Source organism: Vibrio sp. SCSIO 43097 (assembly GCF_023650755.1).
Taxonomy (GTDB): domain Bacteria; phylum Pseudomonadota; class Gammaproteobacteria; order Enterobacterales; family Vibrionaceae; genus Vibrio; species Vibrio alginolyticus.
In genome coordinates, this window is the sequence record NZ_CP071840.1 from 1,966,223 (window position 1) to 1,987,959 (window position 21,737).

The window sequence follows — 21,737 nt, forward strand, 5'->3', positions numbered from 1 at the left end:
TTACTTATCCTCTTCTTCAGGTAATAAAGGATTTTTCTTATCACCTTTTACTGAAACATAACGTTTAATACCTAGGTTTTTGTCCACATAATTCTTGGTGTTAAAGTAGCGGAGTAATACAGGAGATGGGTTAGGCTGAGCACAAAACAGCGAGATGTTATGTTCATCCATCAGCTCGAATAGAATCATCACATTTTCATCTGAAATTTTACCAAGTTCATCTAATGGCCAATGTATCCTTACATTACTGTCTTTACATAAATAACGAGTCATGCCGCAGAATACAACAATCACTGCCAGAGTAGAGATACCTTCACTACTAAGCCCTTTAAGGTCTGCATCGGTTCTTATGTTTACAGATCGACCATTTTCTCTCATCGATATATCAATATCGACTAAAGACTCAATATCACTACTTATCTGACAACTACGCAAAGAGTCTGTCGTACTTTGGAATATCGTGACAAATTCTTTGCTAGGAAGTACATTCCGACCGCTCTCCACCCACTTAGACCAGACTTCGCTAAACGCCTTTAAATCTTTCCATATATCAAACTCATCGACTTTTGATACCAACTCGACGTTAATGTCACTTAGTGCTTCAAAGTGATTTGTTGTATTTATCTCTTCACCAAGTGTTGAAGAAATTGATCTCACTTTTCTATTTAATGTGTCCAATGAATGGTAGAAACGCACATACCGTTCACCTACCGTTTTGAGTGACTCTAGGGTAACTTCCCTGATGTCGGGGATGGCTACCTCTAATAAACGTCTTACATCATCGATACCTTCAATAAAGAAATCTTCCGTATAACTAGCATGGATAGAACGCTGACTCCTGTCTTGTTCCATGTTTTCCCACAGAACATAAATTTTATTCTTTGAACCTATACTTGTTAAAACTTCCCCCACTTTCTTTACTGCATCAGCGATGCTTCGGCGTAATACTTTAATCCTATTAATATTCTTTGTTAGTCGTTCAAGTAGCAGCTCTAAAGATAAATTGTCTCTTATTTCGGTTGATTCATGTGTAGTAGGAACTTTCTCAAGCGCATCATTAACATCTTCATAAGCGTGATTTACGCTTTTCTGCTCCTTATCTAACCGCTCTAGCTTTGCCTTCTGTTCTCTAGTCTTGACCTCTAGTTCTTTCAACCGCTCTTGGTGCTTTTTCTTTTTTTCTTCAAGCTGACTAGATAGATGATCAACTGATGCTGAAAGCTCAGTTGCCTCTTTTTCATACTTATCTATATGCACCCACAGCGATTTTTCCCAGCTACGATAGTCGTTGATTAACTGTGCGTAGCTTTTTATCAGTTCATACTCACTCTTAGACTTGGCCGATCTTTCTTTAGCAATTTGCTCAGTCAAAGGATCGATACCTCTGTTTTTCAATATCGCCTCAAAGGTTTTCTCAAACTCTTTGCGTTGATTATCCGCAGTATCTATTATCTCTTTAATCAGTTGACCCTTCAGATCAATTTGCTCTTGAATTGCTGCTTCTTCCACTGAAGCGTTGGCTTTTAAAGTAAGTATCTCTTGTCTAGTAGCTTCTTCTAACTTTTCGGCACCACCATCCGTTTCATGGTCGTAAGCTTTTAGCTCTAATTTACTCTGCTGAATACGTTTATCAATTTCCCCAACTCTGTAATTGATGGTCTTCTGTATTTCAATTTTTCTCGAGTTTATTGATAGACCTATCTCTTTCCTTTCAACCTTTAAACTTTCCTCTTCTCTTCGTAGTTGAGATAGCTCCGTTTTAGACTGAGAAACCTGATTGTTGAGTTTTCCGAGTTCTGTTTTTATACGCGTGACATCTTCTTCATAGTTAAAAATATCTTTTTTGAGGACGTCTCTTTGTTGCTTTAACTGATTCTCAGACTTAGTAAACTCGTTCGGTTCAACAAGATTGAGGTTTATTTCGAGTCCATACAAAGCTTGCGAACCGTTACCATCAAGTAATTGAGGATTTAAGTTTTTCTGGCTAAGAAGCTCAGGTCGAATCACTTTCCCTATAGTGTTTCTCCAAGAGTCTTTCGTATCATTCAAAAATTCATGCAAACTATCAGGTTCAGGATTTAACTGCCTAGTGATTTTCTCTCTTTCTACTTCGGCCTTAGCCAATGCATCCTTTTTGAATTGCAATTCATCTAATTTGCCGTCTCGAAGCTTTATATCACTATCAAGTTCTTCTCGTTTCTCCGATATCTCTGTAACTTTCTTTGCTAATTGTTCTTCAATTTCAGTAATTTGGTTTTCATATGAATGAATGTCTTTGCTCTCGTCTTCAGAATACGAGGAAGCTTTTGTTTTATCATCATAGAGCGCTTGAATGTCATCATTAATGCGTTGTTTTTCTGAAGCTCGGTTTTTCAAAAATTCTCGAATTTGAACATGCATTTCGTCAGATCGATCATTTTGTTTTTGCTGAGAAAGCCTCAAATGCTCATACATTGATTTTTCTAATGTAGATAACTCGTCCTTTGCCTTACTTAACTTGTTCGTTGTATCAGTTTCCAGTTGATCAACTTTTTTTTGGTGAACATCCGCCTGCTGTGATACTGCTTCTAATAAGCTCTTATAGTGTTCGTTGTCGCAGTTCATTTTTTCTTCATAGTCAGACAACTGTTCGTACTGGGATATCTTGGTTGTAATGTTCTCCTTTCCATCCCATCGCTCTCTTTCATCATATATCGTCTGAATTAGGCTACTCTTGCTCACTAGGGCGTTGGATTCGTTGTTATAACGTTCTCTTAATGCGGCTGTTTTACTTTTATAGTCATCTTCCAGATCACCTGTTTGAATCTTCAAGTCTGTTATTAAAGATTCTGTAGTCATCAAGTTTGATTCCACTTCAGAAGCTGCCTGGTCTAGCTGTTTTTTATAGGCGAGAAGTAAAGACCATTGTTCTTTTAGCTCTACATCTTTATCCAAAGCACCATTAAACGTAGTACTATGCTTTTCAATCTCAACCAATACATTAAGGCTGTTGATATACTCCGCATCGTCTTTGTGGAAAGGCGCATCTCCGATATCTATCTGGTCAGATAAAAAGCTGTCTACCACCATAGTTTTAAATTGAGCGAGTAGTTTATCGTGTCTCAACATTACTGCTGTCAAAGAATCGATATGCTGCATCTGAGTATCATTTGAACAAAGTGAAAACTGGTAAGCCGTTGAGGATAAAGATTGGTGGGATTTACGTTTCTTTTGCAGGCGCTTTTTATCATTTAATAGAACTGCTCGATAATCAATTGAGCTTCCAATCTGATTGCTTACATAGAAATGTTTAGACACGACGTGTCTCAACCAGTCATGCACATCGTTAGTGCTAGCTAACTGATCCATAAGATGTTGTTGAAACAAGCCTCCTTCAGCACCGCAGTCAACAAACCGATAAGCTACCGATTTCTTCGACTTGTACATGACAACACACTTGAGTTCACCCAAACGCTGATACTCAAAAATCAGCATGGAACGTACTGATGGTAATAAGAAATCAGCAAATGCTTTTTTCTCACCAGCTCGGTTTACCAGTGAACTCGGTTCTTTACCATAGAAGAAAGGAATAAGGCTAAGCATGGTCGATTTACCAGCACCATTCGTTCCCATGTTATTGGTATGCCCAACACACTCTACTTCTGTAAATTTTCCTTTAAAGTAACTGTGATGAAGGTAGATCTTCTGAAGCCCGCTTTCCATTTTGAAACCCAACTGATCAAATATACACCAATACAATGTACATTGAGTCGATGTATATTTATAGGTGTTATTTTGTACAGTGATTAGCCTACAACAATGCTACGCCATATACTGAATTCTTGAAAAAGAGTTTGTTTATTTCTCTAAAGTTGAAAATAGAAAAACCGATCACGATGATCGGCTTTCTTAATCGGAGTTTCCCCAGAGTTGAAGCAATAGAAAATGTCCCTGCTCTCCTAACTGATTTATATTTCTATAGGCTTTGAATTATTTTTTACTTCCCTGATGGTTTTTAAACTCAAACTTCCCAGATCAAATACTCCCACCTAACCGTAATAAACCTAAAAATAACTGTGCTTTACTCAGTAAACAGTTTCTCTTGTAAATCAAACACACCTTCATCGAAACCCAACGCCTTGTATCCACGATTGCGCTTGGTATACATTCTTGCCAACATTGGGATTTTCATATCCACATAATCAATAACACGAATTTCCGTCTTACCGTCATACTCTCGCTGTATCCTTCCGACATACTGAACAAGCGCTCCTTTCCAGGATACAGGCAAAGCCAGGACTAAGGTATCAAGTCGAGGTAGGTCAAATCCTTCACCAATAAAACGTCCAGTCGCTACCAACACTTGGGTCGTTGCCAGCTTTTCATTAACCTCGTCTCGATCTTTCTTTTTCATTGCACCAACAAGCACCTCGTTCTGAATAGCTCTCTGGGTTAGCATTTCACTCAGCAATTTCGTATGCTCTCGGCGTTCCGTAAGAACGATAGGAACACGCTCTTGTTTCACTTCGGCTTCAATGTCACTGATGATTAGCTGATTTCTCTTTTCATGCTCGATCAACCACCTATACACATCAGCGATATGTGGCCGAGGATCTTGAGCTGCCAGTTGAAGCGGTGGTTCGAAAAGAACCTCCTTCTTTTGAAGGGACTGAATAAACTTCACTGAACTGGACGAAGAAATCGTATGCCTTACCCTCCCCGCCTGCATGAAAATAATTGGCTGGTGACCGTCTCTACGTTCCAGAGTCGCACTAATACCAAGTACGTATTTTGCGTGAACCTCTCCTAATAATTTTTCATACTGTGGCGCTGACAGGTGATGGCATTCGTCGATGATTATCTGCCCGTATTCATGGACAACAGGATTGACCGTATTATCGCTTCGGTTAAGCAAGGTTTGATAGGTTGCGACGTCAACAGACTTCGTTGGCTTTTTCTTGGATCCTGTGATCACTCCTATCTCAACATTCGTCGTAAATGCCTTCAGCCTTTCCTGCCATTGGTCTACGAGTTGCTTATTGTGAACAAGAATTAAGGTATTGACCTTTCGTTTACATAACAGGCCTATTGCTGTAACCGTCTTTCCAAATGCCGTGGGCGCATGTAAAACACCGATATCAAATTTAAAAACCGCATCCACTGCTTTCTTCTGCTCTATCCGCAATTCACCGTTAAAACTTATATCTTTAAGAGACACTCCTGTCCTTCTCTTATCGACAAGAAGCAATTTAATATTCGACTGTTCTAGTAACTCACACACATCATCAATACACCCTCTTGGTAACACGAGGTATCCGCTATCAATTTCAGCCAATGATATGTATCTGGGTATTCCGTTTGTTGACAGACGTAGTCCCTGCGCTTTGAAGAATTTGGGATTTGAAAATGAGGCTAATTTCTTTAATCTAGCGACCAAAGCGTTTGGCATTGACTCAATCGGAATATAAATCCTATTCGCTAAAACTACCTCAATACATTGTGGGCATCCTGAAATAGATGCGATTTCTGGTAGATTCCTTTCCCATGGTGCCAAAGAAGGTGTTTCTCTATTAGGTGCTTCCTTGAAATTGTAAGTAGCAGCCAATTTTTTAGTTGAGGCAAGTACCTGCCATTGATCTTTATACGCAGTAAATGTCGTATCAACAAATTCTGTGTTCCCTTGCGATCTTGAGGATTTCTGCAAAGGTAACGCAATCAAGTTCCCGATACCGACTGCAGGTAAATAGTCCTGATTGGGAAACAAACGGTCATAAGATTCAAAAGACAATGTCCCGTGAATTTGCATTGCTTGGTCAAGCAACAGAAAACCTAGTTTTCTGGCAATGGCAGCATCAATTTTCTGCTCAAAAAAGATCCAAACATGCGCCCCATTTCCTGAACGAGAACGCTCAAGTAAAAAATCTATGCCATTACGTTTACAGGCTTCAGCATAAGCCAGTGATGCCGCCTGCCAATCCTTCTTGTCAAAATCTACAGCCAGGAACCAACACTGATCTTCAGAATCCATTGGATAAATACCAACCACAGACTTTCCTGATAGGTGATCATAGACAGCATTCTTGTCGAGAAGCTTGAATGATTGGTTAGGACACTCCAAACATTTAATTTTGGGTTTATTGCATAAGCCCTGTTGCCACTCGTTGTGACAGGCGATCGAGTACCCAGATCTTCCTTGCTTATTTTGCCAGCGAACAGCATAGCAGTTTGTGTTTCCTCGGAAATAACGCTGAAATAGTTCGACCTTTTGCTCAGGCGGCATTACATTGTTACATGCAGAAGACACTGTTCCTTTTGTAGCTAACAACTTCAGCTTCTTGCTTTCAAGTTGTGCTAACTCTAATTTAAGCTCTGAGATTTTATGCTCTATTGCACTGAGTTCTTCCATGAATTACTGCCTTAACCGATTCGCTTGAATATGCTATCAAGTGAAACCTAACTATAGGGTAACACGAAAAATTCATACTATTGCCGAACCACTATTCTCCTTACACCTACTGCATATAGAATTCCTTATCAATATATGATAAAACCCTCTAAAATCAAGTATCAGCGTTCGCCAGACAGACGGAAGTTTTGGCTATTTCCCGTCCTACACGCTCGGTGCGATGTACGCTGCACAATTTATGGCAGCAATGAAACAAACCGTCGATGTAGATGCGGTTATTCGTTCTGGCGACTTAGCTCCGATATTCAATTGGCTCTCGGAAAACATCTGGAGTAAAGGTAGCTTATTCACCACTGATGAGTTGGTAAAACAAGCCACGGGTGAAACACTGAATGCTAAACACTTTCAAGCTCACCTAAAAGATCGCTACTTATAAAGCGAAAAGAATAGAAAGTAAAAGCCCAAGGTTCGTATGTTCCTTGGGCTTTTTGTAGGCTCTCTATGTGTTATGCCAAGCTAGGGATGAGCCTAGGCTTGTACAAACAGTCCTCACCCTCTGGTCTAGTTTTAAACCGACGATGAAGCCACATATACTGGCTCGGACTTGCCATGATTGATGTTTCAACTATTTGATTCACGAATGCGGCGGCGCGTTGATGATCCTCTTTCGGGAAACCTTCGACGGGCGCACTAATGGTTAGGGTATAGTGTCCGTCTTTTCCTCTTACCATCGTAAAAGGCACAATGGCGCAATCTGTAGAATCAACCAACAAACTTGTACCTGTCGTAGTACAAGCATTTTTAACGGCAAATAACGGTGCAAATGTCGAGCGTCGGTTACCATAATCGTGGTCCGGTGCATACCAAACTCGCTCACCCGTTTTAAGTGCTTCAAGCATGGCTTTGACGTTTTTACGATCAATCAGTGTACGATTAGAGCGAGAGCGTCCTTTATACTGAAAATAATCAAAACACGGATTATTGTTTGGGCGATAAACACCGGTTCCAGACTTTTTAATGCCAAAAGCTCGAGCACCTAACTCTAGATTCATTGAGTGTACGGCCAACATTAATGCACCTTTGCCTGACTTCTCTAAAGCCTCTAGATGCTCCATGCCTTTTATCGTGACGTGTTTGTTTACCCGTTTATCTGACCAAAACCATGCCATTGCGGTCTCAAAAAGTGCGATGCCAGTATTGTCGATGTTGTCTTTTAGAATTGCTTCGCGTTGGCATTTTCCCATATGAGGGAAGCAAAGCTCAAGATTGCGTCTGATCGTAACTTGACGTTTTCTCATGATTCGCATAGCTAAACGACCAATGTTGCGTCCCAAAGCTAGTTGAACTTTAAAAGGAAGGAGGCTAAGTAAGTACATCACGCTAATGATAATTAACGTTCCCCAGTAACGAGGCAAAAGAAATTCGGCCTTGAATGCAGGCTTTTTGTATTTGTTCATGTAAGTATTGTCAGATGTGCCCATCTATAAGTGATAAAAACAATGATAATGGACTGCACTTTTATCATTGATAACGCTAATAACATAAATTAAAGCGCGCGGATTCTATGGTTCTTCGACACACTACACAATAAGAACTTTGCAGAAATATGTAGGGAATGAAAAAGCAGTAAAGATGAGTCGCCACGTTAACATCTATCGGAGTGATTTATCTACTGCCCTTTCCTAAAGTTTGAAGAAACATAACTTTGTATTTTCAATGCGCTAAATAATGTCTATTTTTCAATCACATAATGCGACCGTTATGAATACAACAATAAGACGTCATATCAATACTCGCCATTAGCGATTGAATTTGCACTAAAAAGCCGCAGCAATTTCTCGCTGCGGCTTCTTATTCACTTAACAAGTAGAGTGGCGTTATTCGTGCCCTACTGTTTTGGATAATAAATTTACGATCAACACACCAGCGATGATAAACCCAATACCAACTAGGGCTGGTAAGTCTAGACGCTGTCCGTAAACAAAGTAACCAACCGTCGCAACCAAAACGATCCCAGCACCACTCCATATGGCATAAACAACCCCGACAGGCATTGTTTGCACTGTGACGGAAAGCAAGAAGAAAGCGATGCCGTAACCAATCAAAACGACTGTGCTCGGCATTACTTTCGTAAATTGCTCTGTTTTGGGAATATAAGAAGTGGCAATCACTTCACATACAATCGCTATCGACAGCGCCAACGTTGGTGGCATAGAGACAAGCATTTTGAACATAAGGCATTAACGCTCAACAGAAATGTAACCGACAACATGTCCGGATAATTAGGCCGCGCATTATACCCAACTCATCTCACGATGGAATACCACTAACGATGTTTACACACCATCACTTTCGCTTACTTTTTGATGACCAGGTGAAAGGCTGACGTTTTGGTGCTGACGAGAAATTTCAAAGTAGATATGCATATCAATCGGCTCAGGTGTATTGAGTAGCATCTTACCTACTTCACGTTGGAAATGACCATAATTACCTAGCTCATCCGTTAGTTCTAGGAGCTCGTAAGAGGCTTCATCGGCAAACATTCCATACGCATACTGATAATGACTGATATCCTTGCTCTTATCATAACCCAGCTTTTGAAGAGCTTGATCAATCTCTTCCGGCGTATAAATGTCTTTATCACCAAACGAATGCAGTAGCACGCAAGGAACTTCTTGAGCTATGCTCTGAATCTTTGTCTTTCTCTTGAAAATACCGAACATAATGTCCTCCACTGACGATGTTTCCAAATATGCACATTAATGCAAAATGGTGAGCTGATTGTTTTTAGTATGGCTCATTAATTTGAGACTTCCTTACTACGAAGTCACCTTCACATATTAACGTGATCGCATAATTACCAGCAAATAGTACACACTGCGTTTCAAACCTATCTCATCAGAAACTCTGCTTTAGTCACAATTGTGTGACAACCCCGAGTACGGTTTACCATAATGTAAAGAGTAGATTGAAAAGTCGGATTTCGTATCGACATCTAAACTTAATTAAGTTAGCTTTAGAAGTATAGACGTCTAGATTGACTATACTTAGGGAGAGAAAGTCGTGCCAATTAGAATTCCAGATCAATTACCAGCTACCGATGTATTAAGGACAGAAAACATCTTCGTGATGAGTGAAACGCGTGCAGCGAGTCAGGAAATACGTCCTTTAAGAGTGCTGATCCTTAATCTGATGCCAAAAAAAATAGAGACTGAAACTCAGTTTCTGCGTCTACTCTCAAACAGCCCACTACAGGTTAACGTCGAATTACTGCGCATTGATAACCGCCCGAGTAAAAATACGCCAACTGAACATTTAGACACGTTTTATCGCCAATTTGAAATGGTGCGAGATAAAAACTTCGATGGCATGATCATTACTGGGGCTCCATTAGGTTTGGTACAATTTGAAGATGTCATTTATTGGGATCATCTCAAAACCATCATGGAGTGGGCAAAAGATCATGTGACATCCACTCTTTATGTTTGCTGGGCTGCGCAAGCGGGACTAAAGCTACTCTACGATCTACCTAAAAAAACGCGTAAAGAAAAACTTTCAGGCGTGTATCATCACCAAATCCATCATCAATTTCACCCTATCTTACGTGGATTTGATGACACGTTTTTGGCTCCTCACTCGCGTTACGCAGATTTTTCGCCTCACTTTCTAGAAGAGCATACTGACTTAGACATTTTAGCGACATCGGATGTCGCAGGTGTGTACTTAGCCACCACAAAAGACAAACGCAATGTCTTTGTCACAGGACACCCTGAGTATGATTCTCACACCTTACATAATGAATATATCCGAGATTTAAGCGAAGGTATGGAGCCCGCTATTCCTGTCAACTATTACCCAAACAACAACCCAGATAACCCACCAATTGCAAGCTGGAGAAGCCATGGACACCTCCTCTTTTTAAACTGGCTGAACTACTGTGTTTATCAGCAAACACCGTACGACCTCGATCACTTCAGTGAAGATGCTTTCACTAAAGACGATTAGCTTCAAAATAAGCAAACAAAGCACTCATCATTACCGAAATGTAATATGTGAACCAAGCCGCCATATGGCGGCTTTTTCATAACAGTTTGCAAACCTGATCGCATAGTGTTTTTTCCTCAATAGGTTTTTGCTAAGTAATTCATATCATGCAGAAAGATTCAGGGATGTAGGGATAAAGAATGAAAACAGCAAAGCTCGGTGCACTAATATTATTGTCTCAGTTTGCACTCGTGGGTTGCGTGACGGTGAAAGAAGATGGAAGCCCTGTCGTTAAAGCCGATCCTGTGGCAATGGCAGAATCACGTATCGCACTTGGCTTAGGTTATTTAGACGGCGGTAACATGATTCGCGCGCATGATAACTTACAACAAGCCTTAAACCACGCACCTCAATACTATCGCGCGCAATTATCTATGGCTCACTACTACGAAACGGTTGGTGAAGATATTAAAGCCGAACAGATGTATAAACGCTCTCTACGCCAACACACTAAAAACGGAAATGTGCTCAATAACTACGGTACTTTTCTTTGCAAGCGAGGTGACTTCGAAAAAGCCGATCAGATGTTTAATCGAGCCATTGAGCAGCCTTATTACTACCTTATTCCAGCGAGCTATGAGAATGCAGCTTTTTGTGCGCTAAAATCACAAGATAAAGACAAAGCGAGATACTACTTTACTAGAGCTATCGATCATGACCCCCATAGACCAAAATCGATTTTGCAACTCGCTAAAATAGAAATTGATAGCGGTGATTATACTGAAGCTAGAATTCGATTAATGAGATTCAATCAAATGTATGGCGTGAAGAAGCCCTCTTTGCAACTCATGATTCAAGTTGAACGTGCAGCAGGCAATGAAGCTCTCGAGAAAAAGTATCAAAAACAGTTGGAAAAATTTTCTTAGTACAAAATAGCGATACATAAGGCGCATTAGCTCACAGCCAATACTGCGCTTGACCAAGAATCCGGTGAATTCAGACTCACGGTGATACATTCATCCTGTACATAAACGTCAAATTCGGTACTATTTGAACGGAATAAGTGACCAAGCCACATTATAAAAAGTGCGCACACAACGAAATTTGTACATCATACTGTTTTTAAGATTGATTTCGGCACATTGATAAATACTAAATATTACTGACATGCACCAGAAGGAAGTTGAAGCCGGATGAAACCTGCCTGCACTCTGTTATTACTCACTTTGCTGAGTTCACCTTTTGTCGTCAGTGCACAAGATAATATTGAGAAAACATTCACGTTTGGCATTGTGTCGAATAAAGCCCAAAGCAAAATCAAAAAAGCGACGCCCCTTACCCAGTATGTAACTGAAAATATGGCTGAATATGGTTACGCAAAAGGGGCGGTAAAGGTATTTAAAAATTATCGTCAGCTCGCGGTTGCGCTTGAAAATGGCACCGTTCAAATTGCAACGGCGACCCCCTTTAATGCGATGACCTTAGAAAAGGAGTCTAATAGCCAAATCCTTGCTATACGATGGAAAAAAGGCCTGCAAAAATATCATACGGTGTTCTTTACTAATAAAGAGAGTGGCATTGAGTCATTTTCTGACCTGCGCGGAAAAACGCTTGTTTTCGAAAAGCGCACGTCTACCAGCAGCTATTACCTACCTGCGATTACATTGCTGAATCACGGAGAAAAACTGCAATACCTTCCCTCTCCTGATGACAAACCGGCCAAAGACAGCATTGGTTATTTATTCCTTGATGAGCAACTCGCTCAGTCAAATGAAATCAACCTATCTGTATGGGTATATAAACAGAGAGTTGCAGCAGGAGCATTCAGTAACTTCAACTGGAACAATCCCAAAGATTTGCCAGAGAACATGAAAGACAAACTAGCGATTTTTTCTCGTTCTGTTGAAATACCCAGGGATTTAATTCTCGCTTCTCCAAGCATGAGCCTAGAGCAACAGCGTAAAATCACGTCAATACTGCTTGATATGGATACAACTCACGAAGGCTCTCTCGCACTTAAAAAGTTTCAGAACACCAAAAAATTCAGCGCGCTTACTCCAGAAATGCGAGCCTCCTTAAGTACAGTGCGCAAGTCAGTTCACTTGTTACCGAAGGTGGATTGATGTTTCAAAAGCTCTCACTCGAAACCAAATACATTTGCTCGACAATGTTCGTTGTCTTGTTTGTTGTGGTGATAAATCTTGCGTTATACATGCACGGTTACGATGCGTATTCAAATAGCTTAACTCAACAAATCACGAACAACTCTCAAGAAAAAACAGAATCTTACGTTAAGCAAAAAGGGTTGGTTTATGCAGAGCTATTATCAAAACAGCTTTTTGATCCACTCTATACAGACAATATCAGTCAAGCGTATGAGCAAATTAAGGCAACATTGAGCCAGCCAGATGTCTCGAAAATACATGTTGTTGACAATGAAGGGCTAATCTTTCACGACGGCACTACTCAGCTAAGGATGTTTGCCCAACCTCATGACCGCTCTCCTTTTATTTTGAAAGCAATAGAAGAATCCAGAACTCTCGTTTCCTTTTCCAAGCATCAGTTGGAGATCGCAGCGCCGATTCAGCAATCAAACATTACTCTTGGGGCGGTATATCTTGAGCTTAACTTGATACATCTACTGGAAGAGAAAGAACAGAACATTGAACAAGTCCAAGCGATTACCTCAAACGATAAACAGAAGATGTTTAACTTGCTGCTAACGATCAGTGGGATATCCGTTCTATTCGGTAGCATCATCGCTTATGCTTTGGGGCGGTCGTTAACTAAGCCACTCAAGCAACTAAAAGATCAATTTTCAGAGTCAAATACCCAAGCGCTGCCAGTCACCGACATACAAAGCAAAGATGAAGTGGGAGAACTTATTTCGGCGTACAACAAAATGTCAAACAAAGTGAACCGATACACCAGCCGAGTTGAGTTCATGGCGTACCACGATATTCTGACTTCCCTGCCAAACCGAGAAAAGTTACTCATTGATATTCAAACGCAAATAACTGACCACAAATCCCCCTCACTTGCGGTTGTGTTTATTGACTTGGATGACTTTAAGCACATTAACGATAACTACGGACATAACATTGGGGATAAATTGCTAGGCCATCTTGCTTCAGAGCTTCAAGGCCGTTTGCCGAGTTATTTTAAGCCGCTTTACCGCCTTTCTACCATCGTAAGTCGAGTTGGTGCGGACGAATTTGTACTGGCCTTTCCGTGCTCGGACAATCATGAAGCTAGAGAAAAAGCGCACGCTATTCATCGCCAACTACTCTCTCCCTTTAGTTTGGAAGAGAACGATATTCAAATTACGGCAAGCCTCGGAATTGCTGTGTATCCAGAATTTGGTTCAAACGCTGAGTCTCTTTTACAGCTTTCCTCTCTTGCGGCGCAGGAATCTAAAAGACGCGGTAAAGACATTATGACGATATACGATTCCACGTTTGATGAAACGATTAAACAACGTTTATACATAGAACGAGAACTGCGTCGTTCAGTACGTGATTTGTCTCAATTCGAGCTGTGGTATCAACCACAATTTGATCTAAAAACTTATCGCCTAATTGGGGTCGAAGCATTGGTTAGGTGGAATCATCCCGAGAAAGGTTATATCAGTCCAGAATCGTTTATCCCGATCGCAGAACAAAGTGATTTAATATTGGAGCTTGGAGAACATATCATTGAGACGGCAGTTGCTCAGCGGGCAATGTGGGCAGAACATTTCGGTACTGATTTTCACATCGCATTAAACTTGTCCCCAAGACAAATCTATCGCCAAGATTTAAGTCAATTATTTTCTAAGTATTTACGACGACATAATGTCGCCCCTCAAACCATTCATGTTGAAGTGACAGAGTCACTTTTTATTGATGATACAGAGAAAGCTCAATATGTGCTTAAAAAACTACAAAGTATCGGAGTGGAAGTTTGGCTAGATGACTTTGGTACGGGGTATTCAGCCCTTGCCTACCTACAACATATGGCTTTTGACGGGCTCAAGATTGATCGTTCATTTATCGCTCAAATCCGAAAAAGCGATCAAGACGATTCATTAGTTCGCGCGATTGTATCCATGGCTCACAACCTAAGAATGAAAGTAGTAGCCGAAGGCGTAGAAACTCAAACTCAACTCACACGAATGGAGTCTCTCCACTGTGACGTCGTACAAGGCTTTTTCTTAGGTAGGCCTGTACCTGCTGAGGAATTGATTGCATTTGAATACCAACGAGGGAGTGGCGCTCAAAGCGTCAATCACTTTGCTTAGAACGCCGTTTTGTTAACTATTGCCGCTTAGCGCGTTAGTACTCGTAATGCAATATCGGTCACACTTCCCCCACCTCATTAATATGAATTTTCTCTTAAAATCTAACATCTGAGATAAATAAACTACACTTTTCATATCAACTTCTTGGATATGGAAATGCGCGTGGTAGGAATCTTTTCTTGGAACAACCTGTCGGTAAAACAAAAGCTATTTGGGTTGGTTTTGCTGCCAATTTTATTGTTGCTTGTCCTCGCGGGTAAACATGTACAAAGCCTTTCTATCCAGGCTCAGGAACTACAAAAAGCACAGTTATTCTCTGTCTACATCGACCGCGTATCTTCGCTTTATCACCTACCGAATAACCCTGATGTAATAGATAAGCAACTAAAAACTCAGCAGATATCTCAATTGTTACGCGACACCGCTGCACCAGTATTCGGTGAAAACGCTGAGATACTAAACCAGTTGACAAGCTTTGAGGAAGCAACCCTCTCGATGCTCTCTTCGCAAAATCAAGAAGAAAAGTTAGATGCGGCAGAGTGGCGCGCTGATACGTTCAAAGAAATCCTCATGAGCTTAGACAAAGTCTATTTTAGAAATGTGAGTTATGAAACAAACACTCACCTTTCTTCTTTGATGCAACTTGAATGGTTGATGTTTTGGTCCACTGAAGAGCATAGATTAAGCGAATATTTGATTCGATCTTCAGAGGAAAATAACGAGTATGACCTCACAACACAGGCTTCTATCCAATCTTTAATCCAGAACCAACAACTATTTCTAGAGCGTTTTGTGACGCTAAATGCCAATCAACAACAAGTAGATCTGCTCATTGAGACGTTTACGGGTGAAGTCTTTATCAAAAGCCAAGAGTTTCGTGCTTATTTATTGCAACCAGCTCAACTCAAATCATTAACCCCGGATGAGATTGATGCGGGGTTATCTGCACTCAACAAACGCTTATCGTTATTACAAAGTGTTGACGACAAAATGGAACAACAGCTGAGTGATGATATATCAAAGACAATCAACACGACGACACAGCACCGCTTTACCTTTATCGCAATGATGAGCCTTTTAACGCTGTTGGTCGTAAGTTTAACGCTAAGATTGGTGCGAAAAGTTACTGGAAACTTGAATCTAGTCCTCAAATTTCTCAGTAACGAAAGCAATGAACAAAGTAACACTGAAAATTCACCTCTTGCTCAACTAATAAAGGGTAAAGACGAGCTGAGTAAGTTTGCTCGAGAGGTAAAAAAGCTTAGTGATGAGCGGATGTTGTCCAGACTAAAGCTCACACAAGCTAAAGAAGATGCAGAACAAGCAAAAGATGATGCAATTAAGGCGAGTAAAGCCAAAAGTAGCTTTTTGGCCAACATGTCCCACGAGATCCGCACGCCGCTAAATGGCGTTATTGGCATATCTGAAGTGTTATCCGATACTTCCCTGACTGCCACACAACGCGATTACGTCGACACGATTGAAACCTCCTCCCAACTGCTTTTGAGTTTAATTAATGACGTTCTAGACTTCTCAAAAATTGAATCTGGGATGTTGCTCATTAGCCCACATTCAACTTGTGTTCGAGAGTCTATCTATGACATTGCTTCTATCATTTCACCGAAAGCAAAGGAAAAAGGCATCGATGTGCAAGTCAACATTAGCCGTAACACGCCTTACCACGTAATGTTGGATGACCATCGTATACGCCAAGTTGTCATGAACTTCATGTCTAACGCGGTAAAATTTACCGAACAAGGCAGTGTAGAGCTATCGGTCATCACCCGCGAAATTAAAAATGGTGAAGCGGTCATCGAGTTTTCCGTTAAAGATTCTGGGATTGGTATTGATGCCCAGCAGCAAAAGAAAATATTTGCTCCATTTGCCCAAGAGGATAACTCTACTACCCGACAATTTGGGGGAACTGGACTTGGGCTTGCCATTAGCACGCAATTAGTTGAGCTAATGGGTGGAGAAATTCAACTTGAATCCGAGAAAGGTAAAGGCAGTCGCTTCTTCTTTGAACTAACTGCTCCTGTTGTGACGCAAGAGTTTAACGCTTATCACGCTCTGAATCACAACGATATATGGATTGTATGCAGCAGTACTCAACTAGAACAAAAACTGCGTAACGAGTTAAGTTTTTTCAACATCAATATAACGCAGTCAGTAGATACCTTAAGTGCGTTGCCAACGTGGATTGATAACGAGCGCGTTATCGTTATTCATGTAGAAGCATCACCAAATGCAGCGGCGATGCATATCGATGAGATAGAAAGCCTTTGTAAACGAAACATTCGTGTCTGCCTCATCAAGCACCTTCATAGCCCACAATTCGACTTTAGAAACAGTATCAGCGCCTTGGTCACTCAGCCACTACTAGGGCAGCGCTTAATTAAAGCACTTGAAAGTTGTGCGGCAAATTTCTCGCACGCACAACAAGAGAGCACTTCAGCGCAACATGTTAAATCTCTGCCGAAAATTTTGGTCGTTGATGACAATACGGTCAATCAAAAAATCGCGGGGCTACACGTCACAAAAGCTGGCTTCGACTTTGATGTCGCTGTAAACGGACAAGAAGCGGTTGAGAAATTTCAACAGAATCAATACAGCCTAATTTTAATGGACTGCATGATGCCCGTAATGGATGGATTTGAAGCCACCCAAATAATTCGTCAAATAGAAGTAAAAGAAAAACGCGCTTTCAGAATTCCGATTATTGCTCTAACGGCAAGTGTGGTCGATGACGATATACAAAAATGCTTTGACGTTGGAATGGATGACTATGTGCCCAAACCGTTTAAAGCAGGGTTGCTTAAAGAGAAGTTAGATAAGGCAATTGGGTTACGTGTTTCCAACACGACGCCTGCTGAACCACACCAAGAGAACACCACCCCCGATAAAACTCATGAACTACCTGCAAGTTCTGAGCAACCAGAAGCAACGGTAACGCCTATTCGCTCCGAACGCATCTTGCTTGTCGAAGATAATAGAGTGAACCAGAAAGTGGCTTCTCTATTGCTATCTAAAGCAGGCTATCAATTCGAAGTCGCAGAAAACGGACAAATTGCAGTCGAAATGTTCCAAAAAGATGGAAAGTTTGATGTTATTTTGATGGATTGCATGATGCCCATAATGGATGGGTTTGAAGCTTCTAGGCAAATTAGAGCTTATGAAGCGAGTAAAGGATTAGCTAAGACGCCCATTATCGCATTAACAGCAAGCGTCGTTGATGATGATATTCAACGCTGCTTTGATTCAGGAATGGATGCCTACGTACCAAAGCCTGTGCGCAAAGAAAAACTGTTGTATCAAATTGAACAAGCAATGTAGGTGGATTCTATGAGTAGAAATCATTCTCGCGTTGCTTTTCCTTTGCGTTACATAAAACGCTATCTGTTTATTCTGATTGCCCTTCTTTCATTAAATTGCCAAGCTCTCGCTGCGGAGAGCTACGCCGTTTTCTCATTTAATGACGAATTCTCTCCGCTCACTGTCAATAAAGCGCGAAAGTTGTACAGAGGGAAGACGCAACTTTTACAAGGCCAGCGAATTGAACTCTCTGACTGGCCTGCGACATCAACAGAAAGAGCTGAGTTCTATCGTTATCTTCTCAACAAAAATTTAGCGCAAATGAACGCGCATTGGGCAAGCTTGTCTTTTTCAGGTAAAGCTAGACCGCCAAAAGTGATTGCACGCTCCAGCATTGATGACCTCATAGCATGGATGCAAGAGAAGCCGAATAGAATTGGTTATGCCCCAACATCGAGCGTCCCTAGTAATGCTCATGTTTTATGTGTGGTTAGCTCGGAGAATTGATATGAAAAAATATTTAACCATGTTATCGCTGAGTATCGCGACCTTTCCGAGCTCAGCCACGATTGAACTAACAGAACAACTTTCTTTAAGTGGTTTTGGCTCTACGTCGTGGGCAAAATCCGATAATCCAACTACGGTACTAGTTAACCGCTTTATTGGCGATGAATCTTGTTTCGATTGCGATACCACTTTCGGCATGCAGCTCGATTATTTTCACAAGGCATTTCGGGCATCCGCACAAGTCGTAAAGCGCCCGCAAGACCATTGGAGCTCGCCTCAGCTCGAGTGGGCGTATTTGGCTTATACCTATAAAAACATAGAAATACGAGGAGGACGCTTAAGACTGCCACTGTTTTTGATGTCTGAGTACAACTATGTCGGCCACGCTTTTACCCAAGCCCGCCCACCGAATGAGGTATATGACAGCATTCTAGGTATCACGGCTTATAACGGCCTATCTGCACGCTGGATTCATGACCTTAATGAGCAAACCGTACTTACCGCCATGCCGTTTGTCGGGTTTAAAGACAATAGTGACGTAACCATCAATGAACGTACTGAATTGGAAATTGAGTCAAACAACACTGCAGGGATGAACTTAACGCTAAGCGGAGAGAGTTATCGTTGGAATTTTTCCTACCTCCACGGCGATTATGATCAAACAACGACGCTCTCTAACATTGAGCAATCCACTCCCGGTGGCGGAACCACAATCATTGACCGTCTAGTTGAAACAGAAAAAAACAACACGATCGATCTGTTTTCTCTAGGGTTAAGATACGAGCTCGATAACATTGTGATTATGGCAGAAGGACAGACCAGCAATCTTTCCTCATCTTGGTACGCGACAACAAGTTATAATGTAAACAAGCTAACTCCTTATATTGTTTACGGTCAGCAGTTTAATAGTCGGGATAAAAAAAGTGGAGACAGTTTCTTACTCGGATTGAGATACGACCTAGATTACAACGTTTCCCTAAACGCAGAATGGCAAAGGTTCAACGCCTACAATAATAGCTCTGGCGCGTTTTCATCAGCCCCAAAGGATGACAGTGCGAGCCTTTATACGCTAATGCTCAACTTCGTTTTTTAATGTTTCTTACAGTACCAATTTCCACAACGCTAGGGGCTGTTGCATTAGGAAGGCTTTTTGCAACACGTAACTAAACGCTAAACAACTGGAAGGGGTAAAATCGAACAGTTCAGATAGGTAAGTGGCAATCCAAACACAGACAAAGGTTACTCTATTTCGGTTTGTTTTGATTGTCTTTTAACCGCTTTTCTTTGCGTCGCAGTGCCCGGAAAAACTTTGACTCTTCGTGGTACCAACCAAGGACACTAATTGGAAAGCCCACGAGCATCATAATAAAAACATCCGCAGGGAGTTGTTCCCAAATGTCGCTTAAAGAATGCAGCTCTCCAAAAATGAACAAACCGATGACTTTACCAAGTAGTAATGCACAACAAATCATAAAGAAGGACTTTAATATATAGTGCCATTTGCCTTTTTTACGCTCTTCTCTCCAATAGGCATACTTATATTGTCGATCGTACATTCATCCCCCTAAAGTAAACTTGCCGTAAGTTTAAGTATCTCGATAGCGTAAAGTGCGTTGGCACCTCTTTAATCATAGTGCGTATCTAAAGTGAATGCTTGTCGTGGCAATAAGAAGGAGAGGTATTCTGTAGTAAGAGCTACATAATCTCTGAACGTTATATGTCTTGTGTCATTCGGATGATGCCTGATTTTGCTTATCGCTAGTGTTTTCTGAACACCCAAATCGGGCCGATGAGTAGAAACTGTAAATCCTCAAAAAACGACGGTTTTTTACCTTCAATCTTGTGACCGATAAATTGCAATATCCACAATACACCAAACAAGAGCATAGAAATATGCAGAACGGGCAACATCAATACCTCTAGCGACCAAATAAGGCCAATGCACGCTAATGTGTAGCCGATCATCATCATGAATACACTCAGAGACAAACGAAAATAGAAAACCCAAGTGGGGATCACCGCTACCCAAACCCAATTAAGTTCGAAGCCTAATAATGAAATCTGGGGAATCGACCAAATAAGTCCAACCACAGAAAGGTAAATACCTGGAACTGCGATTGTGTGAATCTTTTGGTTGATAGGGTTTTGGTGACTCTCCCCGTATTCTTTTAGCCATTCAGATAATGCTCGCATATCATTCCCCTTTTCCACCTTCTTATTCTTATATAGCCCGAGGATGAAAAAGGTGCGAATTTTTCCGTAAAGGCTACGAGCAACGAGCGACAAAACAACAGAGGCCAGTGCGTTGCCGATTACTCACCAAGCAACGCTCGTTGTGCTTTCGGCAGCTTGGCAACGACAAGAGCATAAGAGCGTTCACACAAATCTTGAATCAACCCATCCTCGACATCACCGTTAAAATAAACCGTTATCCAATGACGCTTATTTAAGTAATAACCCGGGATAATGTCCGTAAACTGCGACGTTAAGACTTCTCCATCTTCTGGTTTTACTTTTACGCTGACATACTCCCGACCGTTTCTCTCTGCAATGATGGCAAACATCTTGCCTTTGATTTTGTAAACAAGCGCTTCAGGCCCAAATGGGAAATCGCTTTCTGCACACATGAAGGTACTTAAGTATTGTTCTAGTTCTTTGCTTTTCATATCCCCTGCCTCCTTCTGCGTTCTCATTCAAATTGTGGCAATAGCAATTTTAACGCCTGGTTAACCTGCTCTTTTTCATTGCCTTCTAAACCATGCAATAACGATTGCTGAACGTCTACATGCTCCAAAATTAGCTTGTCAATTAAGGTTAAGCCTTGCTCTGTTAGTTCAACGGTGACGCTACGTCGGTCTTCTTTACTATGGGTTCTGGTAATAAACCCTTTCTTCTCTAGTTTATCTAAGCGATTAGTCATCGCACCCGAAGTGAGCATCATCGACTCTATTAACGCTGAGGGAGTAAGACAATATGGTGAACCAGCTCGACGCAGTGTCGCTAACACATCAAATTCACCCATTTTCAGATCGTACTTCTTATGTAGCTCGGCGACCCTAGATTCCATGTGTTTTGCAATTCGCATTAGTCGACCCATTATTGCCATCGGTTCAGTGTCGAGGTCTGGCTTCTCCCTAGCCCACTGCTCTACCACTCTATCAATTGCATCCATTATTTCTCTCCAAACATCATATATTTTTTATTTTAACATAAAGATACTTTACAAAAAGCCACCTTGCCGATATCGTTACATTTAATTATCTCTACATA

At 41.2% G+C, this 21,737-nt stretch carries 16 protein-coding genes and 1 pseudogene; 8 read left to right on the forward strand and 9 right to left on the reverse strand.

From position 1 onward, the window contains the following. Both J4N40_RS09705 and J4N40_RS09710 read right to left on the reverse strand, forming a co-directional pair. Positions 1 to 3,702 carry an ATP-binding protein gene (locus J4N40_RS09705; protein ID WP_250654220.1) on the reverse strand — a complete coding sequence of 1,234 codons (3,702 nt, stop codon included), beginning with the start codon at positions 3,700 to 3,702 and terminating at the stop codon, positions 1 to 3. Positions 3,703 to 4,060: 358 nt separating this feature from the next. Next, on the reverse strand, positions 4,061 to 6,385 hold the full coding sequence (locus J4N40_RS09710) for a TOTE conflict system archaeo-eukaryotic primase domain-containing protein (protein WP_213972322.1): 2,325 nt from the start codon (positions 6,383 to 6,385) through the stop codon (positions 4,061 to 4,063). A 166-nt stretch (positions 6,386 to 6,551) separates the two neighbouring features. On the opposite strand from J4N40_RS09710, the pseudogene J4N40_RS09715 reads away from it, so the two are divergent. Next, a pseudogene (locus J4N40_RS09715) lies at positions 6,552 to 6,821 on the forward strand (carboxypeptidase M32); the annotation flags it as partial. A gap of 70 nt (positions 6,822 to 6,891) precedes the next feature. Here the strand turns inward: J4N40_RS09715 and J4N40_RS09720 are convergent. From J4N40_RS09720 to J4N40_RS09730, 3 genes are all read right to left on the reverse strand, one after another. Next, entirely contained in the window at positions 6,892 to 7,842 is a 951-nt protein-coding gene (locus J4N40_RS09720) for an LpxL/LpxP family Kdo(2)-lipid IV(A) lauroyl/palmitoleoyl acyltransferase (protein ID WP_170890598.1), read from the reverse strand. 420 nt (positions 7,843 to 8,262) lie between these two features. Next, the gene (locus tag J4N40_RS09725; protein WP_054574104.1) at positions 8,263 to 8,619 is read right to left on the reverse strand and encodes a DMT family transporter; all 357 of its coding nucleotides are present in this window, start codon (positions 8,617 to 8,619) and stop codon (positions 8,263 to 8,265) included. Positions 8,620 to 8,721: 102 nt separating this feature from the next. Beyond that, complete coding sequence (locus tag J4N40_RS09730) at positions 8,722 to 9,108, reverse strand: DUF6559 family protein (protein ID WP_005377791.1); 387 nt, start codon at positions 9,106 to 9,108, stop codon at positions 8,722 to 8,724. Positions 9,109 to 9,448: 340 nt separating this feature from the next. On the opposite strand from J4N40_RS09730, the gene metA reads away from it, so the two are divergent. The 7 genes from metA (at position 9,449) to J4N40_RS09765 (ending at position 19,560) form a co-directional block, all read left to right on the forward strand. Next, complete coding sequence (gene metA, locus J4N40_RS09735) at positions 9,449 to 10,390, forward strand: homoserine O-acetyltransferase MetA (RefSeq protein ID WP_005377792.1); 942 nt, start codon at positions 9,449 to 9,451, stop codon at positions 10,388 to 10,390. Between the two features lie 179 nt (positions 10,391 to 10,569). Further along, complete coding sequence (pilW, locus tag J4N40_RS09740; protein ID WP_213910014.1) at positions 10,570 to 11,295, forward strand: type IV pilus biogenesis/stability protein PilW; 726 nt, start codon at positions 10,570 to 10,572, stop codon at positions 11,293 to 11,295. Between the two features lie 267 nt (positions 11,296 to 11,562). Then, on the forward strand, positions 11,563 to 12,492 hold the full coding sequence (locus J4N40_RS09745) for a phosphate/phosphite/phosphonate ABC transporter substrate-binding protein (RefSeq protein ID WP_064368225.1): 930 nt from the start codon (positions 11,563 to 11,565) through the stop codon (positions 12,490 to 12,492). After that, the gene (locus tag J4N40_RS09750) at positions 12,492 to 14,648 is read left to right on the forward strand and encodes a GGDEF domain-containing phosphodiesterase (RefSeq protein WP_250654221.1); all 2,157 of its coding nucleotides are present in this window, start codon (positions 12,492 to 12,494) and stop codon (positions 14,646 to 14,648) included. The genes J4N40_RS09745 and J4N40_RS09750 overlap by 1 nt, the downstream gene beginning before the upstream one ends. A 156-nt stretch (positions 14,649 to 14,804) precedes the next feature. Beyond that, positions 14,805 to 17,981 (forward strand): response regulator, encoded by a 3,177-nt coding sequence (locus tag J4N40_RS09755; RefSeq protein ID WP_080276910.1) that lies wholly within the window; start codon positions 14,805 to 14,807, stop codon positions 17,979 to 17,981. Between the two features lie 9 nt (positions 17,982 to 17,990). Continuing rightward, complete coding sequence (locus J4N40_RS09760; RefSeq protein ID WP_017633987.1) at positions 17,991 to 18,467, forward strand: hypothetical protein; 477 nt, start codon at positions 17,991 to 17,993, stop codon at positions 18,465 to 18,467. A 1-nt stretch (position 18,468) separates the two neighbouring features. Next, positions 18,469 to 19,560, forward strand: a complete 1,092-nt coding sequence (locus tag J4N40_RS09765) for a sulfate ABC transporter permease (protein ID WP_136976944.1) — start codon at positions 18,469 to 18,471, stop codon at positions 19,558 to 19,560. Positions 19,561 to 19,711: 151 nt separating this feature from the next. On the opposite strand, the gene J4N40_RS09770 is transcribed toward J4N40_RS09765, so the two are convergent. From J4N40_RS09770 to J4N40_RS09785, 4 genes are all read right to left on the reverse strand, one after another. Then, positions 19,712 to 20,023 carry a hypothetical protein gene (locus J4N40_RS09770; protein WP_054577887.1) on the reverse strand — a complete coding sequence of 104 codons (312 nt, stop codon included), beginning with the start codon at positions 20,021 to 20,023 and terminating at the stop codon, positions 19,712 to 19,714. 202 nt (positions 20,024 to 20,225) lie between these two features. Beyond that, positions 20,226 to 20,660, reverse strand: a complete 435-nt coding sequence (locus J4N40_RS09775) for an Mpo1 family 2-hydroxy fatty acid dioxygenase (protein ID WP_005377800.1) — start codon at positions 20,658 to 20,660, stop codon at positions 20,226 to 20,228. Between the two features lie 119 nt (positions 20,661 to 20,779). Further along, complete coding sequence (locus J4N40_RS09780) at positions 20,780 to 21,133, reverse strand: MmcQ/YjbR family DNA-binding protein (RefSeq protein WP_250654222.1); 354 nt, start codon at positions 21,131 to 21,133, stop codon at positions 20,780 to 20,782. Positions 21,134 to 21,156: 23 nt separating this feature from the next. Beyond that, a complete protein-coding gene (locus J4N40_RS09785; protein ID WP_017633984.1) occupies positions 21,157 to 21,639 on the reverse strand; it encodes a MarR family winged helix-turn-helix transcriptional regulator in 483 nt (160 codons plus the stop codon). Between the last annotated feature and the right edge of the window lie 98 nt (positions 21,640 to 21,737).